This is a genomic window from Caulobacter sp. GW821-FHT11E11, from assembly GCF_058808315.1.
Window position 1 is genome coordinate 71313 of the sequence record NZ_JBXARO010000013.1, and the last position, 24814, is coordinate 96126.

Genomic DNA, 24814 nt, shown 5'->3' on the forward strand with positions numbered 1-24814 from the left:
GCGGATGAGGGGTTACTTCTTCAGGTACTTATCCAGGAACGCCACATACGCATCCGACGCCTTGATGCGGTTGTCGCGCTTGAGGAAGCCGTGGCCCTCGTCGGGGAACACCACGTACTCGACCGGCGTGCCGCCCGCCTTCACCTCGGCGACCAGCTCGTCGCTCTCGACCTTGAGCACGCGCGGGTCGTTGGCGCCCTGGATGACCAGCAGCGGCTTCTTGATGTTCTTGGCGTGGAACAGCGGCGAGATGGCGCGGTGGCGCACGCCGTCGGTGGCCGGGTCGCCCATCTCGTCATAGAGCGACTCCTTGAACGAGGCCCACCACGGCGGGATCGAGGTCAGGGTCCGTACCCAGTTGGTGACGCCGAAGATGTCGATGCCCGCGTCGAACACGTTCGGCTGGAAGGCCAGGGCCGCGGCGGTCATGTAGCCGCCGTACGAGCCGCCGACCACCGCGATGCCGTCGTCGGCGATCCAGTCCATGCCCTGCAGCCAGCCCTTGGAGGCCACCACGTCCTTCAGGTCGACGTCGCCGTGCTTCTTGTCGTCGAGGTGGAAGAAGGTCTTGCCGTAGCCCGACGAGCCCCGGTTGTTGATCGCATAGACCGCGTAGCCGTGGTTCACCAGGTGCTGGACCATCGGGTTGTAGCCCTTGCGGCTCTGACCGCCGGGGCCGCCGTGGACCAGCACGATCGCCGGCACCGGCTTGGCGGCCGAGGCGTCCTTGGGCCGGTACAGCACGCCCGGCACCTCCAGCCCGTCATAGCTCTTGAACCGCGCCACGCTGGCCTCGACCAGGTCGCTCTCGGCGATGGCCGGGTTCTGGGCCTTGGTCAGGCGCTTGGCCTGGCCGGTCTTGAGGTCGGCCACGAAGATGTCGTTGGGCGAGGTGTCGGACGCCACCGACACGGCGATGGCGCTTTCGTCGCGATTGAAGCGCACCGCGCCGATATCGCCGTCCGGCAGGCCGGTGAGCTTCACCGCCTGGCCGGTCTTCTGGTCGAGCAGGGTCAGCTGCGTCGACGCGTCGGCGTTCAGGGCCGAGACGCGATAGCGGCCCGACTTGGAATAGCTGACGTCCTGGACGTCCCAGTCGGCCTTGATCAACGGGGCCTTGGCGCCGCCGGCCAGGGCGTAGGTCCAGGCCTGGTTGAACTCGCCATGCTCGTCGGTGGCGAAGACCAGCGCCTTTCCGTCCGGCGTGAAGCCGTAGACGTTATAGGAGACGTTGCCGGTGTGCGGCGTGATCATCCGGGGCTCGCCCTTGCCCCGCAGATTGACCAGATAGAGATTGCCGTCGGCGCTGGTGCGCGGCTTGGACAGGGCCAGGGTCGCGCCGTCGGGCGAGATGTCGCCCAGTTCGTAGCCCGAGTTCTGGAACACAAGCGTGCGGGCATAGGTCTTGGCGTCATAGGCGTAGACGTCGAAGGTCTTGGCGTCGCGCTCGTTGGTGTAGAGCCAGAAGTGGTCGCCCGAGGCGTTCCAGCCGACGAAACCGGCCTTGACCTTGTCGCCCGGCGTCAGGTCCTTCACCGCCCCGTCCAGCCCGCGCACATAGACGTGGCTCAGCTCGTTGCCGCCGCCGTCGGCGCTGAACAGCACCCGGCCGTCCTTGGGGAACCAGCTGACCGCGAAGGTGGCGTTGGTGGTCGAGGTGGTCAACGGCGTCGCCGCCCCGCCCGCCACGGGCAGGGCATAGACGTTGTAGACCCCGGTCTGGTCGCTGGAGATCAGCAGGGTCTTGCCGTCCGCCGAGAACGCGAAGCCCGCATCGGGCGCGGTCCGGTAGGTGGTCGTCTCGTAGAAGGTCTTGGCCGAATAGGTCTTCACCTGCGCCAGGGCCGCCGGAGCGACGCCGCCCATCAGCAGCGCCGCGCACAGCGCGATCGACATCGAACGAAGCTTCATCGCCGTCCCCCGTTGGTTTGCAGGCGGCGAGCTTAACCCTTGGTCGGCGGCTGGCAACCGCTCAACCGGAGACCTCGAAATCCGCTCATCCCCGCGAAAGCGGGGATGAGCGGTGGTTGGTTAGTCTTCGTCGTCGAATGGTTCGTCAGGTTCGGCCGCCGGCTTGGCCGCGACCTTCGCCGCCTTGCGCTTCACGAACCGCAGGGCCGTGTGGCTCTGAGAGAACGCGCAGACCTTGGTGTCGACGAAGCCCAGGCCGCGCACGGCTTCCAGGATCTCGACGTCCTTCAGCGGCGCGCCCTTGCCCTTCTGGGCCACGATCCAGATCGCGCCCTTGGGCCCCAGCGCGCCTTGCCAGTCCTCGATGCGGTCGAAGTCGGCCAGATCCTCGACACCCAGGAACAGCAGGTCGACGCCCTCCTCGGCCTCGCCCAGCTCGACGCGGGTTTCCAGCTCGGCGATGAAGGCCTCGTCCTCGACGCCGTCGACGACCACGGTCATGCCCGGCTTCACGCCCAGCTTGTCCAGGCGCGAGGGCGGGTTCTGGATGGCGTGCAGCCACTTCTCGGCCTGGCCGGGCTCGAGCGTGAAGCGCGTGCCGTCGCTCAGGACCAGATCGTCGCTCTCGACACGCAGGTTGCGCAGGGCGTGGCCCTGATAGATGCCGCGATAGGCCCCGCGGAAGATCAGCTTGGGCGGCTCCCACAGCAGCTTGCCCTCGCTATCGCCGTCGGACAGCTGACCCCAGACGCCGCTTGCTTCCTTGCCCATTCTTACTTGCCCTTGAACGTCGGCTGGCGCTTCTCGAGGATCGCGTCGACGCCTTCCATGTGGTCTTCGGTGTGGTGAGCGATGGCCTGGGCGGCCGCGCTCATTTCCATCAGCGTGTCGTAGCTGGCGGTCTGGCCGTGCTTGAGCAGGCTCTTGGCCATGCGCAGGGCGTGCGGCGGCTGCTGGGCGATGCGATTGGCGAGCGTCAGGGCCTCGTCCATCAGCGTCTCGGCGGGGACGGCCTTGCTGATCAGGCCCCAGTCGGCAGCCTTGGCCGCATCGATGACGTCGCCGGTGAAGAGGAGTTCAGCCGCGCGGCTCATGCCCACGGTGCGCGGCATCAACCAGGCGCCGCCGTCGCCGGGGATCAAGCCCAGCTTCAGGAAGGTGACCCCGAATTTGGCGGTGTCGGCGGCGATGCGGATGTCGGTCATGCAGGCCACGTCGCAGCCCAGGCCGATCGCCGCGCCGTTCACCGCCGCGATCGACGGGACCTCCAGGCCGTAGATGGCCCGGACCACGCGGTGGATGTTCTTGCGATAGCCGTCGCGGACGGCCACGCCGTTTCCGCCGAATGCGCCCTCGCGGGCCTTCATCGCCTTGACGTCGCCGCCGGCCGAGAAGGCCTTGCCCGCGCCCGTCAGGATCACGCAGCGGATGTCCTGGTCGTCGTTGATCGCCTCGCAGGCGGCCGCCACCTGGTCGCCGTCGCCCGGCGCGCCCAGGGCGTTCATCGCCTCGGGGCGGTTCAGGGTGAGGATGGCGACGTGGCCGCGTTTCTCGGTGAGGATGAGGGACAAAGGACGCTCCTGCTGTGCTTCTTTTGATTTTCCCCTTCCATAGCCTGCTTTCCGCCGCCGCACAGCCGAAGCCGGCTCCGCGACCGAGCCGATCGGGGCGATCACGAAAACGCGATTGGCGCGGCGGCTCGACCCGACATTGAAATGACTTCTGGGACGATGACGAGGCTGCGGCGAATGACCGAGCACGCGAAGGCCCGACACGTGTTGATTATCGAGGATGAAATCCTCGTCGCGTTCGAGGTCGAAGCTCTTCTGGCGGAGATGGGCTTCACAAGTTTCGATATAGCCGACAGCGCCGCTGACGCGCTGCAGCTGGCCATCGCCAATCCTCCAGATCTCATAACCGCCGACTACCGCATCGTGGGTGGCACCGGGCTGGAGGCTGTCGAGGCCATCGAGAGCCGGCTGGGGCGCATTCCCGTCGTCTATGTCACCGGCAACGCCGACCAGCTGCGTGGACGCGTCCAGCCGATCGTCGACAAGCCGATCTCGCCGCGGGTGCTGGCCGAGGCCTGCGCCAGAGCGGCCACGTCCTAGAGGTTGTCCCCTCCCCGTCCAGCGCCTAGAAGCCCAGGCACGGGAGGACGCGATGCACGAGATCACCACCGTCGAGGCGCTTGAGGCGCTGTACCAGCCCCAGCCTGTCGCGGCCTCGACCGTCAAGGTCACCGACCACATCACCCCGCACTATGCGGCCCTGATCGAGGCCTCGCCGTTCATCGCCCTGGCCACCGTGGGTCCCGAGGGCCTGGACTGCAGCCCGCGCGGCGACCTGCCGGGCTTTGTCCGCATCGCCGATCCCAAGACGCTGATACTGCCCGACCGGCGCGGCAACAACCGCATCGACAGCCTGCGCAACATCGTCCGCGACCCGCGTGTGGCGCTGCTGTTCCTGATCCCGGGCTCGGGCACCACCTTCCGCGTCAACGGCCGCGCGGTGCTGAGCGCCGAACCGGCCCTGCTGGACAGCTTCGCCGTCGACGGCAAGCCGCCACGTACGGTGACGGTCGTGACCGTCGACGAAGCCTATTTCCAGTGCGCCCGCGCCATCGTCCGCTCGGGCCTATGGAAGCCCGAGAGCCACGTCGACCCGGCCGCCCTGCCGACGCCCGGCGCGATGCTGGCCGCCGTCACCGCCGGCGAGGTCGGCGGCGAAACCTATGATCGCGAATGGCCCGGCCGCGCCGCGAAGACGATGTGGTGAGCGCGCCTAGCTCTCCTCGATCTGGCGCTCGTCCTCGCGGCTGATAGAGACCTCCTCGAAGTCCAGCTCCTCCTGCAGGATCAGGAAGGCGTCGGCGCCGACGTCGCCGTCGCGGCGCAGCTCCTCCAGGCGCAGGCGCTCGTGGCGGATGGCCTTGAGGCCGATGGTGCGGCGGGCCTCCAGCGGGCCGGTCGCGGGCGGGACACCCGTGGGCACGGCGGCGAAGCGGTAGCGCCAGTGGTCGACGGCCTCGCCGCTCTTGCCGTCCAGAGCACGCAGGGCGGCGGCGGCCAGGTCGGCGCGCAGGCGGACCAGCTCCTCGTCCAGCCCATCCTCGCGATCAAGGCCCAGCAGGCGGACCAGCGGCGACAGGGTCAGGCCTTGCAGGACCAGGGTGGCCAGCACCACGGCGAAGGCGGTCAGCACCACCAGGTCGCGCTGCGGGAAATTGGCCGGCAGGGCGAAGGCCGTGGCCAGGGTGACCAGGCCGCGCATGCCGCACCAGCCGACCAGCACGGCGTGCTTGAGGTTCGGCGCCGGATAGCCGCCGCGCAGGCTGGGCACGCTCTGGGCCGTGCGGATATAGACCAGCACCCAGACCATCCGCACCACGATCAGACAGGCCACCACCGCCCCGGCGAAGGCGGCCGCCTCCATCAGTCGGCCATGGTCCATGGTCGCGACGATGGTGCGGGCCTGCAGGCCCATCAGCAGGAATGCGACGACGTTCAGCAGGAACACCGCCGAGGTCCAGACGGCGAAGCTGTGGATGCGCATGCGCGGCGGCGTGCGCATGGCGGCCGTGCTGGCGACGGTCATGGCGAAAGCCACCAGGCACAGCACCGGCGACACGCCCAGTCGCTCGGCGATTACCCAGGCCCCGAAGGCGGTGACGAACTCCATCAGGTTGCCGCCCAGGGTGCCGGTCACAAACGGGCTGAGGTAGCGCAGCACGCGGGCCAGCACGATGCCCATCAGCACCCCGCCCGGCGCGGCCAGGGTCAGCTTCACCGCCAGGGCCTGGTCGATGCCGCCTTGCGCCTGGAAGGCCAGGGCCGCCGAGAACAGCAGCAGGGCCGAGGCGTCGTTCAGCAGGCTCTCTCCCTTCAGCACCGCGATCGAGCCGCGCGGCATGCGCACGCTGCTGAGCACGGCGGTGGCGGCGGCCGCATCCGGCGGGGCGACGATGGCCCCCAGGGCGATGGCGGCGGCGATCGGCAGGCCGGCCATGGTCACGCCCAGCCAGGCCACCGCCCCGGCGCTGAGCAGCACGGCCACCACGACCAGGGCGAACAGCGGCCGCCACAGCTTGCGCACGTCGGCGATCGGGAAGTCGAAGGCCGCGTCGACCAGGGCCGGGGCCAGGAACAGGGCCAAGGCCGTGTGCGGCTCGATCGAGATCTTCGGCGCGCCCGGCAGCAGGGCAAAGCACACGCCCGCCGCCGCCAGCATGGTCGGATACGGCGCCTTGATGCGGCGCGACACCTGCAACAGCAGCACCGCCGCGGCCACCAGCGCCAGAAGGCTTTCGAAGAAGCTCAAGAGGTCATCCCTGCAAAGATGACCGAGCTTAATCACACAACAAAGTTCGCCAGGAAGACAAAAGCGGCCCCGGAGTCTCCTCCAGGGCCGCTCGAAAACACATCAGTCCCCCGTGGAGGGCCGCTTAGTCGTCGCGATGGACGCGTTCGCGGCGCTCATGCCGTTCCTGGGCTTCGACGCTCATGGTCGCCGTGGGGCGAGCATCCAGTCGAGCCAGGCCGATGGGCTCCCCCGTCTCCTCGCAATAGCCGTAGGAGCCGTCCTCGACGCGGCGCAGGGCCTGGTCGATCTTGGAGATCAGCTTCCGTTGACGATCGCGAGTGCGGAGCTCAAGAGCCCGATCGGTTTCCGAGGACGCGCGATCGGCCAGATCGGCGTGGTTCTCGGTTTCTTTCTGGAGATGGGTGACCGTCTCGCGAGATTCGCGGAGGATCTCTTCTTTCCATGCCAGCAGCTTTTGCTTGAAATACTCAAGCTGCCGTTCGTTCATAAAAGGCTCGTCCTCGGAAGGACGGTAACCAGACTTCTCAACAAGAACAGTGGCCGTTTGCATCAACGCCTCACGCCCCAATGAACTCAGCCCTAAAAGGCTGCGTGCTTATATCAAAAGGTGAGCCGCGTTCAATGAACCTCGCGTGAGTGGCGCGTTCAGGTGGCGCCCCTCGCTCGAAAGGGTCACTTCCACGACATGGACGGGTGTAAAACGCGCGAAATGGCCAAGCGTGGCAGGGAAGAACGACGTTCTTGCTCCCTGCCCGCGCCATATCAGCCGCCCCGGGTCTGAAGCTTGGCCAGCTCGACGGCGGCGCGCGTCTCGATTTCGTTGAGGACCCCTTCCAGTTTGGGGTCGTCGGTATTTTCGCGCTGCTCGCGGATGGCGCGGCTCAGGCGCTCTAGGGTGCTGGTCGAGATGTCGCCGTCGATCAGGGCGACACGGACCTCACCCAGAATGTCCAGGATCTGGTCGGCGCGGCGCACTGCGCGCTTCTTGCGTTCCAGGGGGCTGCCGACGGCGCCGGTCTCCTGCAGGGCCAGAAGGGCGTCGACCGAGCCGACCCCCGACAGGCCGCCGACCGAAGCGGTGCTGGCCGCGCCGCTGGCGGCGTTGACCGAAGGCAGCGAAAAGCTCGACTGTCCGCCGGCGGGCTTGGCCCGCGACGCGCCGGTCGAGGAGACGCCTCCCGTGCTGGAAACCTTCATCCGACCGCTCCAAAAGCTCTCATGCGCGAGTCACTCTTCTCATCGCACGAAACATAGTGAGCCCGCGCGCTTGAAGTATGGTTAATGCCGGGCAGATTCTGCCGCCGGGCGCCGGGCGGACCACCGCCGAATGCGGAATCCCTTGAGTCATAAGGCCTTCAAAGTGGCCCGCTTCTGGCAAGAGGCGGCGCGGGGATCCTCCCCCGCTACGAGATTGCCATGTCGCGTTCATTCTTTCGCACCCTTCTGACCGCCCTCGCCGTCGCCTCGGCCTTCGTCGCCGCGCCGGCGATCGGCAAGTCGCGCATCAAGGACATCGTCGCCTTCGAGGGCGTCCGCGAGAACCAGTTGATCGGCTACGGCATCGTCGTCGGCCTGAACGGCACGGGCGACAGCCTGCGCAACGCGCCGATGACCAAGCAGAGCCTGGAGGCGATGCTGGAGCGTCAGGGCGTCAACGTCCGCGACGGCAATCTCAACACCAAGAACACCGCGGCCGTCATGGTCACCGCCAGCCTGCCGCCGTTCTCGGCCGCCGGCTCGAAGCTGGACGTCACCGTCTCGACCATGGGCGACGCCAAGAGCCTGCTGGGCGGCACCCTGCTGGTCACCAGCCTGCAAGGCGCGGACGGCCAGACCTATGCCGTGGCCCAAGGCACCGTCCAGACCGGTTCGGTCTCGGCCGGCGGCGCTTCGGGCAGTTCGGTCACCAAGGGCGTCCCGACCGCGGGTCGGATCGCCGGCGGCGGCGTCATCGAGCGCGAGACCGGCTTCCAGATGGTCAATATGGACATCATGCGCCTGACCCTGCGCAATCCGGACTTCACCACCGCCCGCCGCATCGCCGACGCCATCAACGCCAAGTTCCCCGGCTGCGCCCAGGCCCAGAACCCCACCGTCATCGCCACCCGCGCTCCTCCCGGCACGGACATGATCACCTTCATGACCAACATCGAGAACCTGGAAGTCGAGCCGGACGGCCCGGCCAAGGTGGTGATCGACGAAGTGGCCGGCGTGATCGTCATGGGCGACGACGTCCGCATCAGCCAGGTCGCCATCGCTCAAGGCAACCTGACCATCTCGGTCCAGGAGAGCCCGGCCGTCAGCCAGCCGGCCCCGTTCAGCCAGGGCCAGACCGCCGTCGTCCCGCAGTCGACCGTCAATGTCGACGAGGAGAAGGGCAAGAAGCTGGTCACCCTGGGCGGTTCGCCCTCGCTGAAGAGCCTGATCGGCGGCCTGAACGCCCTGGGCGTCACGCCCCGCGACATGATCTCGATCCTGCAGGCCGTGAAGGCCGCGGGCGCCCTGCAAGCCGACATCGAGGTGATGTGATGAGCGCGCTCGACACGATCTCCACCTTCGTCCCGCAGTTCGGCGCGGCCGCCGCCACGGTCAAGACCGCCGCCAAGGCGGTGCAGACCGCCGGCGCCGCCATCCAGGGCGCGGTCGAGGACACCACCAAGGAAACCGCCACCCGCAAGAAGATCGCCGAGACGGCCAAGACCTTCGAGGCCTCGTTCATGTCGGTGATGATGCAGCAGATGTTCGAGGGCGTGAAAACCTCCGAACCGTTCGGCGGCGGCAACGGCGAAGAGATGTTCAAGTCGGTCCTGACCGACGCGATGTCCAAGGAAGTGACCAAGTCCGGCGGCATCGGTCTGGCGTCCACCGTCCAGCGCGAAATGCTGAAGATGCAGGGTCTGAAGGAACAATAAGCATGGCCATCGCCGCCCTCGACGCCGACGACCGCGTCCACCAGCTGACCCTGCTGACCGAGCGCCTGACAGACCTGATCGCCAAGGAAGCCACGGCCTTCGAGAACCACCGCCCACACGAGGCGGCGCAGTACGTCGAAGAGACCGCCAAGCTGGCCAATGTCTATCGACACGAGTCGATGCGGGTCCGCCACAACGTGGCCCTGGTCGAGGCCGCCAAGCCCGAACTGCGCCAGCGCCTGCTGCGCGCCACCGAGGCCTTCGACGCCGTGCTGGCCCGTCAGGCCCGCGCCGTGAACGCCGCCAAGACGGTGACCGAGGGCCTGGTCCACGCCGTGGCCTCGGAAATCGCCAACCAGCGCGCCGCGCCCTCCACGACCTACGGCGCCGGCGGCATGGTCAACGACCGTCCGGCCATGGGCTCGGCGATCACGCTGAACCGCAAGGCCTAGGGCTTCAGTTCGAAGACGGCGGCAGCCCTGGTCGCCCCGTCCGGATCCCCGAAGTCGGCCACCGGATACTCGGCCACGACCGCCAGGCGGTCTGTCGGCAGGGGCGCGCGGAACGGGTCGCCGATCAGCACCAAGATCCCCGCCGCCACGCAGCGCCGCAGGAAGGCCTCGACCCGCGTCGCCAGGTGCGGGTCGTAGAACAGATCCCCCACCAGCATCAGGTCGACGCCCGGCGGATCGCCGTCCAGCAGGTCGGCCTGCTCCACCGCGATCGCCACGCCGTTGGCGTCGGCGTTCAGGCGCGTAGCGGTGATCGCATACGGATCGACGTCGACCGCCCTCACCTCGCCCGCGCCGGCTAGAGCGGCGGCGATGGCGACGAGGCCCGAGCCCGCGCCGAGATCCAGCACCCGCTTGCCGGCGACGACTTCCGGGTGATCCAGGACGTGCCGCGCCAAAGCCAGACCTCCGCCCCACGGCCGCGCCCAGTAGGGCGAAGCGAAGTCCGGGTCGGCGTCGGCCAGTCGCATCAAGCCGCTGCTGGGCCCTGCACGATGCAGGCGGATCTCCGACACGCCGGGCACGGGTTCGAGCGGCAGGCGCTGCTGGATGAAGGCTTCGAGGTCCACGCGCGGACGTAAGCGTCAGTGAGCGCCGTCGATCAACCGCTTCTTGCGCCGATGCAGGCTGGCGGCGACGGCGATCAGCACCAGCGGGACCAGGCCCGATAGCAGGAGCTCGGCCACACCGTGCAGCCAGGGCTTAAGCAGATAGCCCAGCAGGCCGAGCACGTAGTAGCCGACCGCGAAGATCGACAGCCCCTCGACCAGGCCCTGCAGCTTGGTCTGCAGCTGCAGGCTGGCGTCCATGCCGCGCAGGGTCTCCTGGTTCTGGCGGTCCTGGGCCAGGCCCAGCTTGGTGCGCAGCAGGTCGCCGCTGCGGGCGATGCGCAGGGACAGGTCGTCCAGTCGCCGGTCGGCCGCTTCCCGCGTGCGCATGGCCGGCAGAAGGCGCCGGGCGATGAACTCGCTCATGGTCGAGTGGCCGGGCACGCGGCGTTCGCGCAGGGCTTCCAAACGATCCAGGGTCAGGCGGTGGTAGGACTCCGTCGCCCCGCGCCGGAACCGGCTCTTGGCCGCGCGCAACTCGACCTCGGCCGACAGGGCCAGCAGGTGGTCCAGAACGCTCTGGCTGTCCTCGCCGGCCGCCAGACCACTGGTGATCGCCGCCAGCCGCGCCTCGGCCCCGTCCAGCCAGGCCAACAGCTCGCGGGCCGGCGGGAAGCCGATCAGGGCCAGCTTCCGATAGTTGCCGATCTCCAGCAGGGTCTGGACAAGGCGCGAGACCTCGTCATTGGCCAGGGTCAGGTTCTGGACGTGGATGCGGCCCGTGCCGCCCTCGCGCAGCCGGAAGTCGGTCCAGATCCGCGCCGCCCCGTCGAACACCTCGCACGAGACGCAGCGGGCCAGGTCGATATGGCGGCCCAGGTCCGTCTGCGTGGGCGGCTCGGCGCCGGGGGCCGAGACCGAGATCTCGACGCCCCGGAACACCTGGCCAGGCGCGCCGTCCAGCCAGAAGGCGCTCGCCTCGGGCTGAGGCTGGAAACCAAGGTCGCGCCCCAGCGGCCCGTAGGCGAACCAGGTCCAGGTCGAGAACTCCTGGTGACGCTCCCACAGCCAGCCGCCGTCTTCGTTCGCGACGACAACACGGCCCAGCGCGGAGTCCTGCCCCGGAGCGAACAGGGAGACGAAACCCGCCTCCGCCGCCCGCATGTCGGGCTCGACCAGATAGACCCACTGGCGCAGCCGGACCGGCGCGCGGTCCAGCGGCAAGGCCCGCAGGTGCATCAGTTCGCTCAATGTCACCCGAAGCGGGTGGTCCCGACCGCCGTCCATATCATCCTCGCCCTGCGTTGCCGGGTCATCGAGTCAGGCTCAATGTTACCGGTCACATAGACTTAACCGAGGGCGATCCGTCGTTCAATGCCGATCGCTTCCAGGAAGTCGGCGTCGTGGCTGACGACCAGCAGCGCGCCGTCATAACCCGACAGCGCCGCCTCGACGGCCTCGATCGAGGCCAGGTCCAGGTGGTTGGTCGGCTCGTCCAGGATCAGCAGCTGCGGCGGCGCGGCGGCGCTGAGCACGCAAGCCAGGGCCGCCCGCAGACGCTCGCCGCCGCTCAGGGTTCCGGCCACCTGGTGCGCGGCGGTATTGCGGAACAGGAACCGGGCCAGGGCCGCATGGGCGTCGTTCTGGGTGGCGCCGGGGTTCAGGCGGCGGAAGTTCTCCAGGATGGTCTCGTCGTCGTTCAGCAGCGCCGCCCGCTGGTCCAGCAGGGCGACGGGGACGCCCAGGCGGACCTCACCGACAGTTGCTGTCAGGTCTCCGGTCGCCAGGCGGATCAGGGTCGTCTTGCCCGTCCCGTTCGGCCCCGACACCGCCACGCGCTCGGGCCCGGCGAGGCGGAACGACAGGCCGTCGATCACCCGTGTTCCGTCCGGCCAGGCGAAGCCGACGTCGTCGAAGCTCAGCACTGTCCGCCCATCCGGCAATCCGGACGATGGCAGGTCGAAACCCAGGGTCCGGGCGCGTTCGACACGGGCTTCCGCGCTCGCCTTTGCCTCCGCCGCCTGGGTCGCCAGCTTGTCGGCGAGCTTGCCCTCGCGCGCGCCGCTCATCTCGGCGCGCTCGGCCATCATGCCGAGCACGATCTTGGGCGTGCCGCCGCGATCGGCGAACTTGCGACCGGCGGCGTCGCGGCGGTCCTTGCGCTCGCGGGCGACCTGGGCCTCGCGGGCGACGCGGCGGACCTCCTTCTCGGCGTGGTCGAGGTCGCGCTGGGCGGCCTGGGCCTCCTCGGCCTTGCGCTCGGCATAGAGGTCCCAGCCGCCGCCGTACGAGCGCGCGCCCAGGGACGACAGCTCGACGATCCGGTCCATGCCGCGCAGCAAGGCGCGGTCGTGGCTGACCACCACCGCCCCGCCGCGCCAGCGCGACAACACGCGGGCCACGATCGCCTTGGCCTCGACGTCCAGGTTGTTGGTCGGCTCGTCCAGCAGCAGCACGTCAGGTCGCGCGATCAGCAGCCTAGCCAGCCCCGCCCGCGTCGCCTGGCCGCCCGACAGCGCCGCCGCGGGTCGCTCAGGATCGAAGCCTGAAAGACCGACGTCGCCCAAGGCCTGGTCCAGCCGCGCCGGCAGGTCCCAGTCGGCCTCGGAGAGGTCGGTCTCGTCGCCCTCCCCGCGCTCGATGCGCGACAGGCGATCCCAGTCGCGGCCGACGCCCAGCAGGTCGACCAGCCGCGCGCCGTCCGAGACGTCCGGCGTCTGGTCCAGGGTCGCGACCGTCCCCGTCCGCGCGACGGTCCCGGCCAGCGGCGGACGCAGGCCGGCGATCAGCGCCAGCAAGGTCGACTTGCCCGCGCCGTTGCGCCCGACGAGGCCGATGCGCTCGGCCCCGATGGACAGGTTCAGATTTTCGAAGAGCAGCCGGCCGTCAGGCGTGGCGGCGGAAACGGCGTCCAGAGTGACGAAGGACATGCGAACTCACGGTCAGGGAAACGGGAAGGACGAAGCGGTCTTCCGTCTTGCTGATCATGAGGGCCTCCATCAGTTGAGAGCGCGGCTTCTACGCCCGCGAACGCGGTTCGGCAAGACCGCAAGGATCGGGTGTCGTCGCCGATTGAGAAGAGGGAAAACGCCTCAATAGAGGAGTTCTCCATGGCCTACGCCGTAACCAGCCTGCCCGCCGAACCGTTCGCCCCGCTGTTTGCGATGGACGACGAAACCCTGGCCGCGCACGGCGCCCGCCGCGTGGTCGCCGACGTGGCGCGCGGCTTTCCCTGCCGCGTCAGCCTGGATGACGCCGAGCCCGGCGAGACCCTGATCCTGGTCAATTACGAGCACCAGCCGGCCCCGACGCCGTTCCGCGCCAGCCATGCCGTCTTCGTGCGGGAGAATGTCGAACCGGTCGCGACCGTCGACGCGATGCCGCCAGCCCTGCGCCGTCGCCTGCTGTCGCTGCGGGCCTTCGACGAAACCGACATGATGATCGCCGCCGACATCACCGAGGGCGCGGCGGCCGACGCCCTGATCGCGACGTTGTTCGAGGATCCGAAGATCGCCTATCTGCACGCCCACTACGCCAAGTGGGGCTGCTACGCGGCGCGGATCGACCGGGCCTGAGGCTAGGGAGCCATGTTCCGCAGGACCCAGACCAGCGAGCCGATCCCGCCGCAGAACACCATCATGTCGATGATGATCGAACGCGGCTTGGGGCCCTTCAACGCGTCGAACGCGTCCTGCTTGGCTTCCTGCTTGCTACTTTCGGCGGCGGCCTTCTTGGCCATGGCTCGGTCCTTCTGACGTCGAGCCCCCGCCCGATCGTGGCGGTTTAATCATGCGTGGACTGAAGAACCCGCTTCCAAACAGGGTTTAGGGAATCCGAACGGCCAAGGTCAGAAGCAGCCGCCTTCGCTCAGCCTGGGCGCCGGGCCGCCGGTGGACAGGTTCCGCTCGGCGAAGCCCGGCGTACGGCCCCGACGGTAGTCGCGGCAGCGTTGCCGGCGTTGCTCGTCGTAACGCGGCGGCGGCTTGGGCTCGGGCGTCTCCCACTTGGTCTCGTCGATCGGGCCGATGAAGTTGGGCGACGGACGCTTGTCGGGCCTGTGGCCCCAGCTGTTGTAGCAGGCCTCCTTCTCCTCCGACGTCATGTGCTCGTTGCTGAGGCCCAGGCACGCGCGCTTGAGCCGGCCGGTCCCCATGGAGGCGTTACCCTCGATAAGCCGCCAACGGTCGACGACTTTGGGATCGACCGTCCACGCGGGATCGACGACGGGTGCAGACGGCGCTGTCGGAGCTGAGACGACCGGCGGTCCCTCGTCTTCCGACGTCGTCGCCTGAGCCGGCGCCGCCCGCGCCGCCGATCGCGCTCCGGCCGCCGCCTGGCGTTGCGGCGAGGCCCGCTTCTCCGGCTTGTCCAGCTCCAGGACAATGACCGGCGGCTCTTCCAGCAGCGGCGGCGGTTCCTCGATCAGCACCAAGGCGCCTAGGATCAGACCGTTGACCAGCACCCCGCCCGAGGCGGCGAGCCACCGCCTGGTCCACACGCCCCGCCCCATCCCGCCACCTCTGGTTAAGCTGGGAGAGGACGACGCGCGCGGATGGCGCCGCTTTCGGGGCCGCGCGATGGCTGGCAAGTGTCCAAGCGGCGCCTTATTGGCGGCAGGTCTGCTGACACTGACTGTCAGCAGAAACGGCCCCTCGCGGGCGCGACATTTGTTCACACCTTGTTCTTGTGTTAATTCGCGCGTCGAGCCCTACATATAGCCGCTGCGCTGCGACCAATGTCGCGGCCCAACGTTCCGGAAAACATGGCTGAGCAACTGAACTTCATCCGCGTTCGCGGCGCCCGTGAGCACAATCTGAAGAACGTCAGCGTCGACATTCCGCGCGGCGAGCTGGTCGTGCTGACCGGCCTGTCGGGGTCGGGCAAGTCGTCCCTGGCCTTCGACACGATCTATGCCGAGGGCCAGCGCCGCTACGTGGAAAGCCTGTCGGCCTATGCCCGTCAGTTCCTGGAGCTGATGAGCAAGCCCGACGTCGACCTGATCGAGGGCCTGTCGCCCGCGATCTCGATCGAGCAGAAGACCACGTCGCGCAACCCGCGCTCGACGGTCGGCACGGTGACCGAGATCCACGATTACATGCGCCTGCTGTGGGCGCGGGTCGGGATCCCCTATTCGCCGGCCACCGGCCTGCCGATCGAAAGCCAGACCATCAGCCAGATGGTCGACAAGATCACCGCCCTGCCCGAAGGCACGCGTCTCTACCTGCTGGCCCCCGTCGTGCGCGACCGCAAGGGCGAGTACCGCAAGGAGATCGCCGAGTGGCAGAAGGCCGGCTTCCAGCGGCTGAAGATCGACGGCGAGTACTATCCGATCGAGGACGCCCCGGCGCTCGACAAGAAGTTCAAGCACGACATCGACGTGGTCGTGGATCGCGTGGTGACCAAGCCCGAGATGGAGCAGCGCCTGGCCGACTCCATCGAGCAGGCCCTGCGCCTGGCCGATGGCTTGGCCGTGGCCGAGTTCGCCAATATCGAAGAGGGCGAGAAGGAGCCGAGGCGCATCCTGTTCTCGGAACGCTTCGCCTGTCCGGTCAGCGGCTTCACCATCGCCGAGATCGAGCCGCGCCTGTTCTCGTTCAACAATCCGGCGGGCGCCTGCCCGGTTTGCGACGGCCTGGGCGCCAAGCTGGCCTTCGACGCCGACCTGGTGATCCCCGACAAGGACAAGAGCCTGCACAAGGGCGCCGTCGCCCCATGGGCCAAAGGTCCTTCGCCACTCTACACCCAGACTCTGCAGGCTTTGGCCCGTCACTACGGCTTCTCGATGGACGAGCCCTGGTACAAGCTGTCGGCCGACGCGCGTGACGTGGTGCTGCAAGGCTCCAAAGGCGTGAAGATCAAGTTCACCTACGACGACAACGCCCGGAAGTACGAGGTCGAGAAGCCCTTCGAGGGCGTGCTGCCGAACCTGGAGCGCCGTTGGCGTGAGACGGACTCGAGCTGGGTCCGTGAAGAGCTGGGCCGCTACCAGTCCGACACCCCGTGCGAGACCTGCCACGGCAAGCGCCTGAAGCCCGAAGCCCTAGCCGTCAAGATCGACGCCATGGACATCGCCGAGGTGTCGATGCTGGCCATCCGTCCGGCGCGCGACTGGTTCGCCAGCCTGGAAGGCAAGCTCTCCGACAAGCACATGGAGATCGCCCGGCGGATCCTGAAGGAGATCAATGATCGCCTGCGGTTCCTGGTCGATGTCGGCCTGGACTACCTCAACCTCTCACGCGGTTCGGGCACCCTGTCGGGCGGCGAGAGCCAGCGCATCCGCCTGGCCAGTCAGATTGGCTCGGGCCTGACCGGCGTGCTGTACGTGCTGGACGAGCCGTCGATCGGCCTGCACCAGCGCGACAACACCCGCCTGCTGACCTCGCTGCAGGGCCTGCGGGACCTGGGCAATTCGGTGCTGGTCGTCGAGCACGACGAGGAGGCCATCCTCACCGCCGACTACGTCATCGACATGGGCCCGGCCGCCGGCGTCCATGGCGGCGAGATCGTCGCCGAGGGCAAGCCGGCCGACATCATGGCCAACCCCAAGAGCGTCACCGGCATGTACCTGACCGGCGCGCGCGAGATCGAGGTGCCGGAAGAGCGCCGGCCGATCAGCAAGAAGAAGATGCTGCGCGTCATCGGCGCCACCGGCAACAACCTCAAGAACGTCACGGCCGAGATCCCGGTCGGGACCTTCACCTGCATCACCGGCGTGTCAGGCGGCGGCAAGTCGACCTTCACGATCGAGACCCTGTACAAGGCCGCCGCGCGCCGCCTGAACAACGCCAGCGACGCCCCTGCCCCGCACGAGCGGATCGAGGGCCTGGAGCAGTTCGACAAGGTCATCGACATCGACCAGTCGCCGATCGGCCGCACCCCGCGCTCGAACCCGGCGACCTATACCGGCGCCTTCGGTCCGATCCGTGACTGGTTCGCGGGTCTGCCCGAGAGCAAGGCGCGCGGCTATGGCCCTGGGCGCTTCAGCTTCAACGTCAAGGGCGGCCGCTGCGAGGCCTGCCAGGGCGACGGCGTCATCAAGATCGAGATGCACTTCCTGCCCGACGTCTACGTCACCTGCGATATCTGCAAGGGCAAGCGCTACAACCGCGAGACCCTGGACGTGCTGTTCAAGGGCAAGACGATCGCCGACGTCCTGGACATGACCGTCGAGGAGGCCGCCGACTTCTTCAAGGCCGTGCCGCCGATCCGCGACAAGATGGAGACCCTCAAGCGCGTGGGCCTCAGCTACATCAAGGTCGGCCAGCAGGCCACGACCCTGTCGGGCGGCGAGGCCCAGCGGGTGAAGCTGTCCAAGGAGCTCAGCAAGCGCGCCACCGGCCGCACGCTGTACATCCTGGACGAGCCGACCACCGGCCTGCATTTCGAGGACACCAAGAAGCTGCTCGAGGTGCTGCACGAGCTGGTCGACCAGGGCAACACCGTGGTCGTCATCGAGCATAACCTGGACGTGGTGAAGACCGCCGACTGGCTGATCGACTTCGGTCCCGAGGGCGGCGACGGCGGCGGCGAGATCGTCGCCACCGGCTCGCCCCAGGACGTGGCCAAGGTCGAGGCCAGCTGGACCGGCCGCTACCTCAAGGAGCTGCTGGACCGCCACGAGGAGCGCCGCAAGGCGCGAGTGGCCGAGCTGAAGAAGGCCAAGCGGGCCTAGAAACAAAAAGGCCCCGGAGAGCGATCTCCGGGGCCTTTTCCTTGGATACTTCGAAGGCTTACCAGCCGCCGTTACCCTCGCTGGAGACGCCGCTCTCGCGCTCCTTCAGTTCGCGATAGATGGTCGGGGCCGGGCCGAAGACGATCAGGGTGGTCAGCACCGAGATCAGGCCCGAAAACAGCGCCTGGACGATGCCGGCGGGCGTGAAATAGGCCTGCAGCGAACTGGTGTCGGCGCGCATCATCTTGCCGGTGGCGGCGAAGTCGCCCGAGGCGATCAGGCCGACGGCCGAGACGATCGTCCAGATCAGCAGCACCACGATCACGCTCATCACCCCCGCCAGCAGATAGGCGCCCAGCAGCGGCCAGAAGAGGCCCTCGGTCTTGGGCATGGCGCGGAACAGGGTGACCTTGCCGGTGTCGAAGGTGACCGACGAGGCGAAGGACAGGCGCACGGCCAGCCAGACCATGGCGCACATCGAACCGACGACGCACAGCAGCGCCAGGAACGCCCCCGTCGGGCCGCCCAGAGCGCCCAGGAAACCGCCCAGGGCCGAGCCCAGGAACAGCACGCCGATCAGCACCAGGCAGAGCAGCAGCCACACGGCGGCCTGACGCAGTTCGGCCGCGCCGATGCGCAAGTAAGCGAAGCGGCTTTCGTCATGACGCAGCACCACGCGGTTCAGGGTGGCGAAGATGATGCCGTTCAGCAGCAGGCTGTAGGGCAGCGACCACAGCGCCAGCGGCGCCAGGTCCGACATCAGGCGCGCCATCTCGCTGATGTCCGGCGTGTTGTTCTCGGAGGTGTAGCTGATGAAGGCTTCCAGCTGCGGACCGAAGAACGCGATGGCCAGCACATTGGAGATGATCGACAGCACCGTCATGGCGCCCGCCCAGACGCCGACGGTCTTCAGGTTCTCCCGCACCAGGCGGAAACCGGAGAAGGCCGCGTCGGAGGCGGAGAACTTTGACATGTCGGGCTCTTGAGGCTGGCGTGCAGAGCGACAGCCCTAACAAGGTTCGCGCCCCTTCGACAGTGCCGAACGCGGCTTTATTCGCCGGGGTTGCGGCGACGGCGAACCCGCCTCTAACATCTGTTTGAAAGACGGCCATCAGCGCCGTCTCACGGGAGGCGACTATGAAGCTCTATGGCGAGGCCATGCCGGCGCCCAATCCGCGTCGCGTGCGGATCTTCCTGGCCGAAAAGGGCCTCGAGGTGCCCGAGATCCAGATCGGCATGCGCCAGGGCGGACACCGCAGTCCTGAACACCTCGCGCGCAACAGCCTGGGCCAGGTGCCGACGCTGGAGCTGGAGGACGGGACCACGATCAGCGAGACCGTCGCCATCTGCCGCTACTTCGAAGTGCTGCACCCCTCCCCGCCCCTGTTCGGGGTCACGGCGCTGGAGCAGGCCCATGTCGAGATGTGGATCCGCCGGGCCGAGTTTCGGCTGATGGTGCCGGTCGGGATGTTCTGGCGTCACGCCCATCCGCTGACCGCGCGCCTGCTCAAGCAGAACGTCGAGTTCGGCGAGTCCAACCGCGAGGTCGTCGAACGGGCCCAGCTGTGGCTGGACAAGGAGCTGGCCGATGGCCGTCCTTACCTGACCGGCGACACCTACACGATGGCCGACATCACCGGGCAGACGACCCTGGACTTCGCCGACTTCACCGGGCTGCACACGCCGGCCGAGGCCAAGCACGTGATCGCCTGGCGTGAGCGGATGGCGGCGAGACCCTCCGCGTCAGCCTAGTCGTGCAGGCCCGCGTCGATCTCGTCCTGGTTCAGCTGGGCGAAGGCGCGGGCCGGGGCGGCGACCAGGATCACGGTCTGCAGGGTCAGGAACACCGGGGCCAGCAGCAGGTTGGCCAGCAGCACCAGGATCAGGCGCGGGTGGCTGGCGACCACGTCGCCGCCGCTCAAGGGGTCGACGCCACCGCCGACCACATTGCCGATGATGCTGGAGATCGTCGTCCCGATCAGCGAGACCAGCGCCGCCAGGATGATGGCCATCACATACATGCCCAGCAGGCGCAGGAATTGGCCGTGGGTCTGGACCCACGCTTCCCGGATGTCGATGTGATGGTGCGAGAAGGCGTGCGGGCCCAGCAGCGACAGGCGCACGGCCACCCATAGGGACAGGCCGATCACCGCCAGGGCGCCCAGGGTGCCAAACCAGCCGGCCGCCGCGCCCGACAGCAACGACGTGCCCAGCACCACCGCGCCGGACGGAATCACCGTCACGCCCAGGGCCGCGGCCCAGGTGATCAGCGACACGACCAGCAGCTGCAGCTCTTCCTTGCCCAGGCGCAGATAGGCGAAGCGGTTGTTGTTGGGCTCGATCACCGAGCGGATGATCGCCGCCTGCAGCACCGAGGCCAGGACCAGGGCCACGGCGATCAGCAGCACCATGACCCCGCCCAGGTGGGTGATCAGGTCGAGGATCTCGCGCGGGTCGGCCGAGCCGGCGCGTCCGGCCAGGGCCGCGCGGCCTTCGTCGCCCAGCACGATCTTGGCGAACAGGCCCAGGATCGGCAGCATGACCAGCGAGAAGGTCGCCCAGGCCAGCACCGGCAGCGGCTTGCGCCGCATGGTGCGAAGACCCTCGAGGGCGGCGTCGACGGGACGGACGGACATCTAGACTTCCTGCGAGACCGCGTGGCGGCGGTAGAAGTGGGCCAGGGCGCCGGTCCAGGCCGGCATGGCGTAGAAATAGGTGCACAGCGCCAGCACCGCAGCGGTGACCGGCCCTTGCGGCGCCAGGCTCAGCCCCGCGCTGACGACCAGCACCGGCACGGCCACGGCCAGACCGACGACCAGCAGGGTCGGCACATGGCCGCGCGTCAGCGGAAAGGCGCTCAGCACCCGCACGCCCGACTGCTCGACCGTGGCCGGGGCCGACAGCGACAGGCGCAGGCCCAGCCAGACCAGGACCGCGAAGCTGGCCAGCGGCGCCAGGCCCACGAGGAAACCGGCCGGACCGGCGCTGGCGAAGGCGGCCTTCCAGCCCTCGGTCGTGCCGGCGTTGAAGTCCGGAGACGCGGTGCGGGCCACGCCCAGGGCGATGGCGCCGACAATGACCATCAGGATCGCGCCGATCAGGAACAGCAGGCCCAGGATCATCAGCTGGGCGGCCAGCAACCGCCACTCGTCACGGCCCCAGCGCAGGCCCTTGAATCCGCCCTGGCGATCGAACGCCCGGCGAAACAGCGCGCCCTGGGCGATCACCCCGGCCAGCAGCGTGGCGACGAAGCGCAGGCCCGGCGGCAGCAGACCGCCGGCGACGCTGATCACGGCCGCCAGCGCCAGGGCGCCCCAGCAGTCGCGGGCCGCGTTCGTCACGTCGGAAAGGCCCGCGCGCAAGGTCGCGCCGATGCTCGCCGATCCGTCCGCCATCCGATCAAGTCCCTCTTACGCTGGCCGCGCCACGAGTCGCCGCGAGCCTTGGCAATCTATGGCCTGACCGCGGTTCTGGCGATGGCGTCGCGCGGACGCAACCGGATTTAAGCCTCCGCCGGCGCCGCATCGCGCAGCGCCCGGTAGGACGCCGCCCACGGGGCGCAGAACACCGTCACGACCACCGTCGAGAACACCACCCACAGCGCGCCGGCGACGGCGATGGCCGGGCCCAGCTTGCGGACGATCTCCAGCGGCGGCTCGCGCAGCAGCGCCTGGGCCGCGCCCGGCTCGAACAGCCAGCTCAGCTGGCCGCCCAGGGCGAACACCCCACCGATCACCATCCCGACGAACAGCACCTCGATGCCGATCAGGAAGACGAACAGCAGCAGGGACACGCCCAGCAGCTTGCCGACATGGCCCTTGGTGAAATTCCACGACTCGAACAGCCGGAACTGACGGTCGGCGAAGGTCATCGGCGCGGCCATCGACAGCTTCAGGGCCAGCCACAGGAAGAGGACCAGCACCAGCAGGCCGATCACCAGCCCGGTCCCGACCATGGCGCTCGCCGAATTGCCGCCGGCCCCGACCCCGACGATCGCCACCAGCACCATGGCCAGCAGGGCGACGACGAAGAAGGCGATGTAGGCCAGCACGTACTCGACCAGGAACAGCAGGGTCAGCCAGCCCTCGCGCGCTCCCAGCCGCAGATAGCCGAAGCGCGAGTCCTGCGGCTCCAGCACGGCGCGGAACACCGCGCAGCAGATCACCGCCTTCACGGCCGTCGACCACATCCAGAACAGCAGCTGGAACAGCATCATCCCCGACTGCATCCGCATCAGGCGGCCGAACATCTCGGGATCGTTCGCCGGGCTCGCTTGCGCCCCCATCTGCATCAGCAGCGCGAAGTCGGGTCGCATCAGCAGCAGCAGGAAATACATCGGCGCCGCCGTCGCGACGAACATCACCAGCCCCCAGCCCAGCACCGCCAATGGGTTGCGCCCGATGACGCCAAACCCCGCGGTGGCCGCGTCGGCTACGGAAAACCTCGCCATGCTCCCTCCCATGCTCGCGAAACGCGAAGCAACAGTCCCCTATCGTGAGCCTACACGCAGGTTTCGCCGAGCGACAGCCGGGGGTATAGGGCGCCCCATGACCACGAACTCGACCTATCAGCCCGTCCACGTCATCGGCGGGGGCCTGGCCGGCTCCGAAGCCGCCTGGCAGATCGCCCAGAGCGGCGTGCCCGTCATCCTGCACGAGATGCGCAAGGACGACGCCACCGGCAAAGTCATCACCGACGCCCACCATACCGACGGCCTGGCCGAGATGGTGTGCTCCAACTCGTTCCGTTCGGACGACTGGCAGTTCAACGCCGTGGGCCTGCTGCACGCCGAGATGCGCAAGCTGGACAGCCTGATCATGGCCTGCGCCGACCAGCACCAGGTGCCGGCCGGCGGCGCCCTGGCCGTCGACCGCGACGGCTTCTCGGGCGAGGTCACCCGCCGCCTGGAAGCCCATCCGCTGGTCACCATCGTCCGCGAGGAGATCGCCGGCCTGCCGCCGGAAGCCTGGGACAACGTCATCGTCGCCACCGGCCCCCTCACCTCGCCGGCCCTGGCCCAGGCGATCCTGGACATGACCGGCGAAGGTCAGCTCAGCTTCTTCGACGCCATCGCGCCGATCATTCACTTCGAGTCCATCAACATGGACGTCGCCTGGCGCCAGTCGCGCTACGACAAGGAAGGCCCCGGCGGCGACGCGGCCGCCTACATCAACCTGCCTATGAACAAGGAGCAGTACGAGGCCTTCATCGACGCCCTGCTGGCCGGTCCCAAGTCTGAGTTCAAGGAGTGGGAGAACGTCCCCTACTTCGACGGCTGCCTGCCGATCGAGGTGATGGCCGAGCGCGGCCGCGAGACCCTGCGCCACGGTCCGATGAAGCCGGTCGGCCTGACCAATCCGCGCGACCCGACCGTGAAGTCCTACGCCATCGTCCAGCTGCGCCAGGACAACGCCCTGGCTACGCTGTGGAACATGGTCGGCTTCCAGACCAAGCTGAAGCACGGCGTCCAGGCCGAGACCTTCCGGATGATCCCGGGGCTGGAGAACGCCCAGTTCGCCCGCCTGGGCGGCCTGCACCGCAACACCTTCATCAACTCGCCCAAGCTGCTGGACCGCTCGCTGCGCATGAAGGTGCAGCCGCGCCTGCGCTTCGCCGGCCAGGTCACGGGCGTCGAGGGTTATGTCGAGAGCGCCGCCATGGGCCTGCTGACCGGCCGCTTCGCCGCCGCCGACCGCAAGGGCGCGCCGATCGACGCCCCGCCGCCGACCACCGCCCTGGGCGCGCTGGTCGAGCACATCACCGGCGGCCACCTGGAAGCCGGCAACGGCCCGGGCAGCTTCCAGCCGATGAACATCAACTACGGCCTGCTGCCGCCGCTCGAGGCCCCGAAAGTCGACGAAGAGGGCAAGAAGATCCCGCTCAAGGAACGCGGCCGGGCCAAGAAGCGGCTGATGAGCATCCGGGCGTTGAAGGATCTGGAGGCTTGGGCGGGGCTGTAGAAGAGACAGGGCGGCTGGCGCGCCTCAAACTTTCCGTTACATTATAACAATGAAACAGCCAAAGTCCGCCGCCGCCGCCAACTTCTTCAGTCAAGAGATCGCCGACGCCTACGATCGGCGGAACAGCGCGCTCGCCCCCATCTCCGACAACCTGCATTTCCTGCTGCGGCTGGTTCTGGCGGACCTGCCGGCCGATGCGCGCGTACTGTGCGTCGGCGTTGGGACTGGCGCTGAAATCCTGTCCTTGGCCAAGGCCTATCCGGGCTGGTCGTTCGTCGGCGTCGATCCGTCCGAGGAGATGCTGGCGGTGGGGCGACACCGGCTCGAACAGGCCGGCGCGCTGCAACGTTGCGAGCTGCTGCAGGGCTATGCCCAGGACGCTCCCCGCGACGGATTTGACGGCGCGGTCAGCTTGCTGGTCGCCCATTTCATCAAGCGCGAAGACCGCCCCGCCTTCTACGCGGCCATTCATGATCGCCTGAAGCCGGGAGGCCGTTTTGTCAGCGCCGAGATCAGCGGCGACCTGGACGCCCCAGCGTTCCCGGAGATGCTGGAGGACTGGAAGCGAATCCAAACGCTCATGGGCGCAACGCCAGAGTCACTGGAGAAGCTCGGCGGCATGATGCATGACGTGCTGGGGGTTCTGCCTCCAGCGGAGACGGAGACTCTGTGGAAGGCCGCCGGCTTCCAGAAGCCGGTACCATTCTTCCAGGCCTTCATGATCCGAGGTTGGCACGCGGTGAGGACTTGATGGCCGCGCGGCAGGAATGATGGATGTCTTTGGACGGGTTCGGGCCGAATAATCGGCAATACAACCCCTTAAGGGCCTTCGCCGCCCACGGGCCCAAAACCACCTCATTCGAATTCCGGGTATCACGGCCCCTCGCCGGCTTCCATTAGAAGTTTCAACCCGTTGACCACCTAACAACCGGTTATTTCCACCGTTCCGAACGCGGCCGGATTACGGCGCTCATTT

Annotated in this window: 26 protein-coding genes; 10 read left to right on the forward strand and 16 right to left on the reverse strand. The window is 68.2% G+C overall.

The annotated features are described in order from the left end of the window. Positions 1–12: 12 nt before the first annotated feature. The 3 genes from AC1RR5_RS25780 to AC1RR5_RS25790 form a co-directional block, all read right to left on the reverse strand. The gene (locus AC1RR5_RS25780) at positions 13–1911 is read right to left on the reverse strand and encodes a S9 family peptidase (protein WP_492926457.1); all 1899 of its coding nucleotides are present in this window, start codon (positions 1909–1911) and stop codon (positions 13–15) included. 120 nt (positions 1912–2031) lie between these two features. Beyond that, complete coding sequence (locus AC1RR5_RS25785) at positions 2032–2682, reverse strand: DUF3052 domain-containing protein (RefSeq protein WP_492926459.1); 651 nt, start codon at positions 2680–2682, stop codon at positions 2032–2034. A gap of 2 nt (positions 2683–2684) precedes the next feature. After that, positions 2685–3482 carry a crotonase/enoyl-CoA hydratase family protein gene (locus tag AC1RR5_RS25790; protein ID WP_492926461.1) on the reverse strand — a complete coding sequence of 266 codons (798 nt, stop codon included), beginning with the start codon at positions 3480–3482 and terminating at the stop codon, positions 2685–2687. Positions 3483–3659: 177 nt separating this feature from the next. On the opposite strand from AC1RR5_RS25790, the gene AC1RR5_RS25795 reads away from it, so the two are divergent. Both AC1RR5_RS25795 and AC1RR5_RS25800 read left to right on the forward strand, forming a co-directional pair. Continuing rightward, positions 3660–4022: a response regulator gene (locus AC1RR5_RS25795; protein WP_492926463.1), complete on the forward strand. Its 363-nt coding sequence runs from the start codon at positions 3660–3662 to the stop codon at positions 4020–4022. Between the two features lie 52 nt (positions 4023–4074). Beyond that, on the forward strand, positions 4075–4689 hold the full coding sequence (locus AC1RR5_RS25800) for a pyridoxamine 5'-phosphate oxidase family protein (protein WP_492926465.1): 615 nt from the start codon (positions 4075–4077) through the stop codon (positions 4687–4689). Positions 4690–4695: 6 nt separating this feature from the next. Here the strand turns inward: AC1RR5_RS25800 and AC1RR5_RS25805 are convergent, their stop codons facing one another. The 3 genes from AC1RR5_RS25805 to fliX all read right to left on the reverse strand — a co-directional run bounded on the left by AC1RR5_RS25805 (position 4696) and on the right by fliX (position 7431). Then, on the reverse strand, positions 4696–6231 hold the full coding sequence (locus AC1RR5_RS25805) for a cation:proton antiporter (protein ID WP_492926467.1): 1536 nt from the start codon (positions 6229–6231) through the stop codon (positions 4696–4698). A gap of 124 nt (positions 6232–6355) precedes the next feature. Next, the gene (dksA, locus tag AC1RR5_RS25810) at positions 6356–6784 is read right to left on the reverse strand and encodes an RNA polymerase-binding protein DksA (RefSeq protein ID WP_291877972.1); all 429 of its coding nucleotides are present in this window, start codon (positions 6782–6784) and stop codon (positions 6356–6358) included. A gap of 212 nt (positions 6785–6996) precedes the next feature. Next, the gene (fliX, locus tag AC1RR5_RS25815) at positions 6997–7431 is read right to left on the reverse strand and encodes a flagellar assembly regulator FliX (protein WP_492926469.1); all 435 of its coding nucleotides are present in this window, start codon (positions 7429–7431) and stop codon (positions 6997–6999) included. Positions 7432–7650: 219 nt separating this feature from the next. Here fliX and AC1RR5_RS25820 point away from each other — a divergent pair, with 219 nt between their 5' ends. From AC1RR5_RS25820 to AC1RR5_RS25830, 3 genes are read left to right on the forward strand one after another with little or no spacing between them, the layout of a single operon-like run. Then, entirely contained in the window at positions 7651–8763 is a 1113-nt protein-coding gene (locus AC1RR5_RS25820) for a flagellar basal body P-ring protein FlgI (protein ID WP_492926471.1), read from the forward strand. Next, a complete protein-coding gene (locus AC1RR5_RS25825) occupies positions 8763–9146 on the forward strand; it encodes a rod-binding protein (protein ID WP_492926473.1) in 384 nt (127 codons plus the stop codon). Before AC1RR5_RS25820 ends, AC1RR5_RS25825 begins: the two co-directional genes overlap by 1 nt. 2 nt (positions 9147–9148) lie before the next feature. Next, complete coding sequence (locus AC1RR5_RS25830) at positions 9149–9598, forward strand: flagellar basal body protein (protein WP_492926475.1); 450 nt, start codon at positions 9149–9151, stop codon at positions 9596–9598. Here AC1RR5_RS25830 and AC1RR5_RS25835 read toward each other — a convergent pair. The 4 genes from AC1RR5_RS25835 to AC1RR5_RS25850 all read right to left on the reverse strand — a co-directional run bounded on the left by AC1RR5_RS25835 (position 9595) and on the right by AC1RR5_RS25850 (position 13206). Continuing rightward, a complete protein-coding gene (locus tag AC1RR5_RS25835; protein ID WP_492926476.1) occupies positions 9595–10227 on the reverse strand; it encodes a class I SAM-dependent methyltransferase in 633 nt (210 codons plus the stop codon). The genes AC1RR5_RS25830 and AC1RR5_RS25835 overlap by 4 nt on opposite strands. 15 nt (positions 10228–10242) lie before the next feature. Beyond that, complete coding sequence (locus tag AC1RR5_RS25840; RefSeq protein ID WP_492926478.1) at positions 10243–11493, reverse strand: DUF3422 domain-containing protein; 1251 nt, start codon at positions 11491–11493, stop codon at positions 10243–10245. Positions 11494–11555: 62 nt separating this feature from the next. Further along, entirely contained in the window at positions 11556–13136 is a 1581-nt protein-coding gene (locus tag AC1RR5_RS25845; protein WP_492926480.1) for an ABC-F family ATP-binding cassette domain-containing protein, read from the reverse strand. After that, positions 13093–13206, reverse strand: a complete 114-nt coding sequence (locus AC1RR5_RS25850) for a hypothetical protein (protein ID WP_492926482.1) — start codon at positions 13204–13206, stop codon at positions 13093–13095. Before AC1RR5_RS25850 ends, AC1RR5_RS25845 begins: the two co-directional genes overlap by 44 nt. Positions 13207–13316: 110 nt before the next feature. Between AC1RR5_RS25850 and AC1RR5_RS25855 the strand changes: the two genes are divergently transcribed. Then, positions 13317–13781, forward strand: a complete 465-nt coding sequence (locus AC1RR5_RS25855; protein ID WP_492926484.1) for a DUF1203 domain-containing protein — start codon at positions 13317–13319, stop codon at positions 13779–13781. 2 nt (positions 13782–13783) lie between these two features. Here the strand turns inward: AC1RR5_RS25855 and AC1RR5_RS25860 are convergent, their stop codons facing one another. After that, positions 13784–13945 carry a hypothetical protein gene (locus AC1RR5_RS25860; protein ID WP_492926486.1) on the reverse strand — a complete coding sequence of 54 codons (162 nt, stop codon included), beginning with the start codon at positions 13943–13945 and terminating at the stop codon, positions 13784–13786. A gap of 108 nt (positions 13946–14053) precedes the next feature. Then, entirely contained in the window at positions 14054–14704 is a 651-nt protein-coding gene (locus AC1RR5_RS25865) for a hypothetical protein (RefSeq protein WP_492926488.1), read from the reverse strand. Positions 14705–14968: 264 nt separating this feature from the next. Here AC1RR5_RS25865 and uvrA point away from each other — a divergent pair, with 264 nt between their 5' ends. Beyond that, a complete protein-coding gene (gene uvrA / locus AC1RR5_RS25870; protein WP_492926490.1) occupies positions 14969–17878 on the forward strand; it encodes an excinuclease ABC subunit UvrA in 2910 nt (969 codons plus the stop codon). Between the two features lie 58 nt (positions 17879–17936). Here the strand turns inward: uvrA and AC1RR5_RS25875 are convergent, their stop codons facing one another. Next, the gene (locus AC1RR5_RS25875; protein WP_492926492.1) at positions 17937–18851 is read right to left on the reverse strand and encodes a hypothetical protein; all 915 of its coding nucleotides are present in this window, start codon (positions 18849–18851) and stop codon (positions 17937–17939) included. Between the two features lie 164 nt (positions 18852–19015). Here AC1RR5_RS25875 and AC1RR5_RS25880 point away from each other — a divergent pair, with 164 nt between their 5' ends. Continuing rightward, positions 19016–19630, forward strand: coding sequence for a glutathione S-transferase family protein (locus tag AC1RR5_RS25880; RefSeq protein WP_492926494.1), 615 nt, complete (start codon positions 19016–19018; stop codon positions 19628–19630). Here the strand turns inward: AC1RR5_RS25880 and AC1RR5_RS25885 are convergent. The 3 genes from AC1RR5_RS25885 to AC1RR5_RS25895 all read right to left on the reverse strand — a co-directional run bounded on the left by AC1RR5_RS25885 (position 19627) and on the right by AC1RR5_RS25895 (position 22328). Continuing rightward, positions 19627–20514 (reverse strand): hypothetical protein, encoded by an 888-nt coding sequence (locus AC1RR5_RS25885; RefSeq protein WP_492926495.1) that lies wholly within the window; start codon positions 20512–20514, stop codon positions 19627–19629. The two genes, AC1RR5_RS25880 and AC1RR5_RS25885, sit on opposite strands and share 4 nt — an antisense overlap. Continuing rightward, on the reverse strand, positions 20515–21273 hold the full coding sequence (locus AC1RR5_RS25890) for a hypothetical protein (RefSeq protein ID WP_492926496.1): 759 nt from the start codon (positions 21271–21273) through the stop codon (positions 20515–20517). Positions 21274–21380: 107 nt separating this feature from the next. Next, the gene (locus AC1RR5_RS25895; protein WP_492926498.1) at positions 21381–22328 is read right to left on the reverse strand and encodes a hypothetical protein; all 948 of its coding nucleotides are present in this window, start codon (positions 22326–22328) and stop codon (positions 21381–21383) included. A 97-nt stretch (positions 22329–22425) separates the two neighbouring features. Between AC1RR5_RS25895 and trmFO the strand changes: the two genes are divergently transcribed. Together trmFO and AC1RR5_RS25905 are read left to right on the forward strand one after the other, a co-directional pair. Then, complete coding sequence (gene trmFO / locus AC1RR5_RS25900; RefSeq protein WP_492926500.1) at positions 22426–23838, forward strand: methylenetetrahydrofolate--tRNA-(uracil(54)-C(5))-methyltransferase (FADH(2)-oxidizing) TrmFO; 1413 nt, start codon at positions 22426–22428, stop codon at positions 23836–23838. 49 nt (positions 23839–23887) lie between these two features. After that, positions 23888–24589 carry a class I SAM-dependent methyltransferase gene (locus AC1RR5_RS25905; RefSeq protein WP_492926502.1) on the forward strand — a complete coding sequence of 234 codons (702 nt, stop codon included), beginning with the start codon at positions 23888–23890 and terminating at the stop codon, positions 24587–24589. Positions 24590–24814 lie beyond the last annotated feature (225 nt).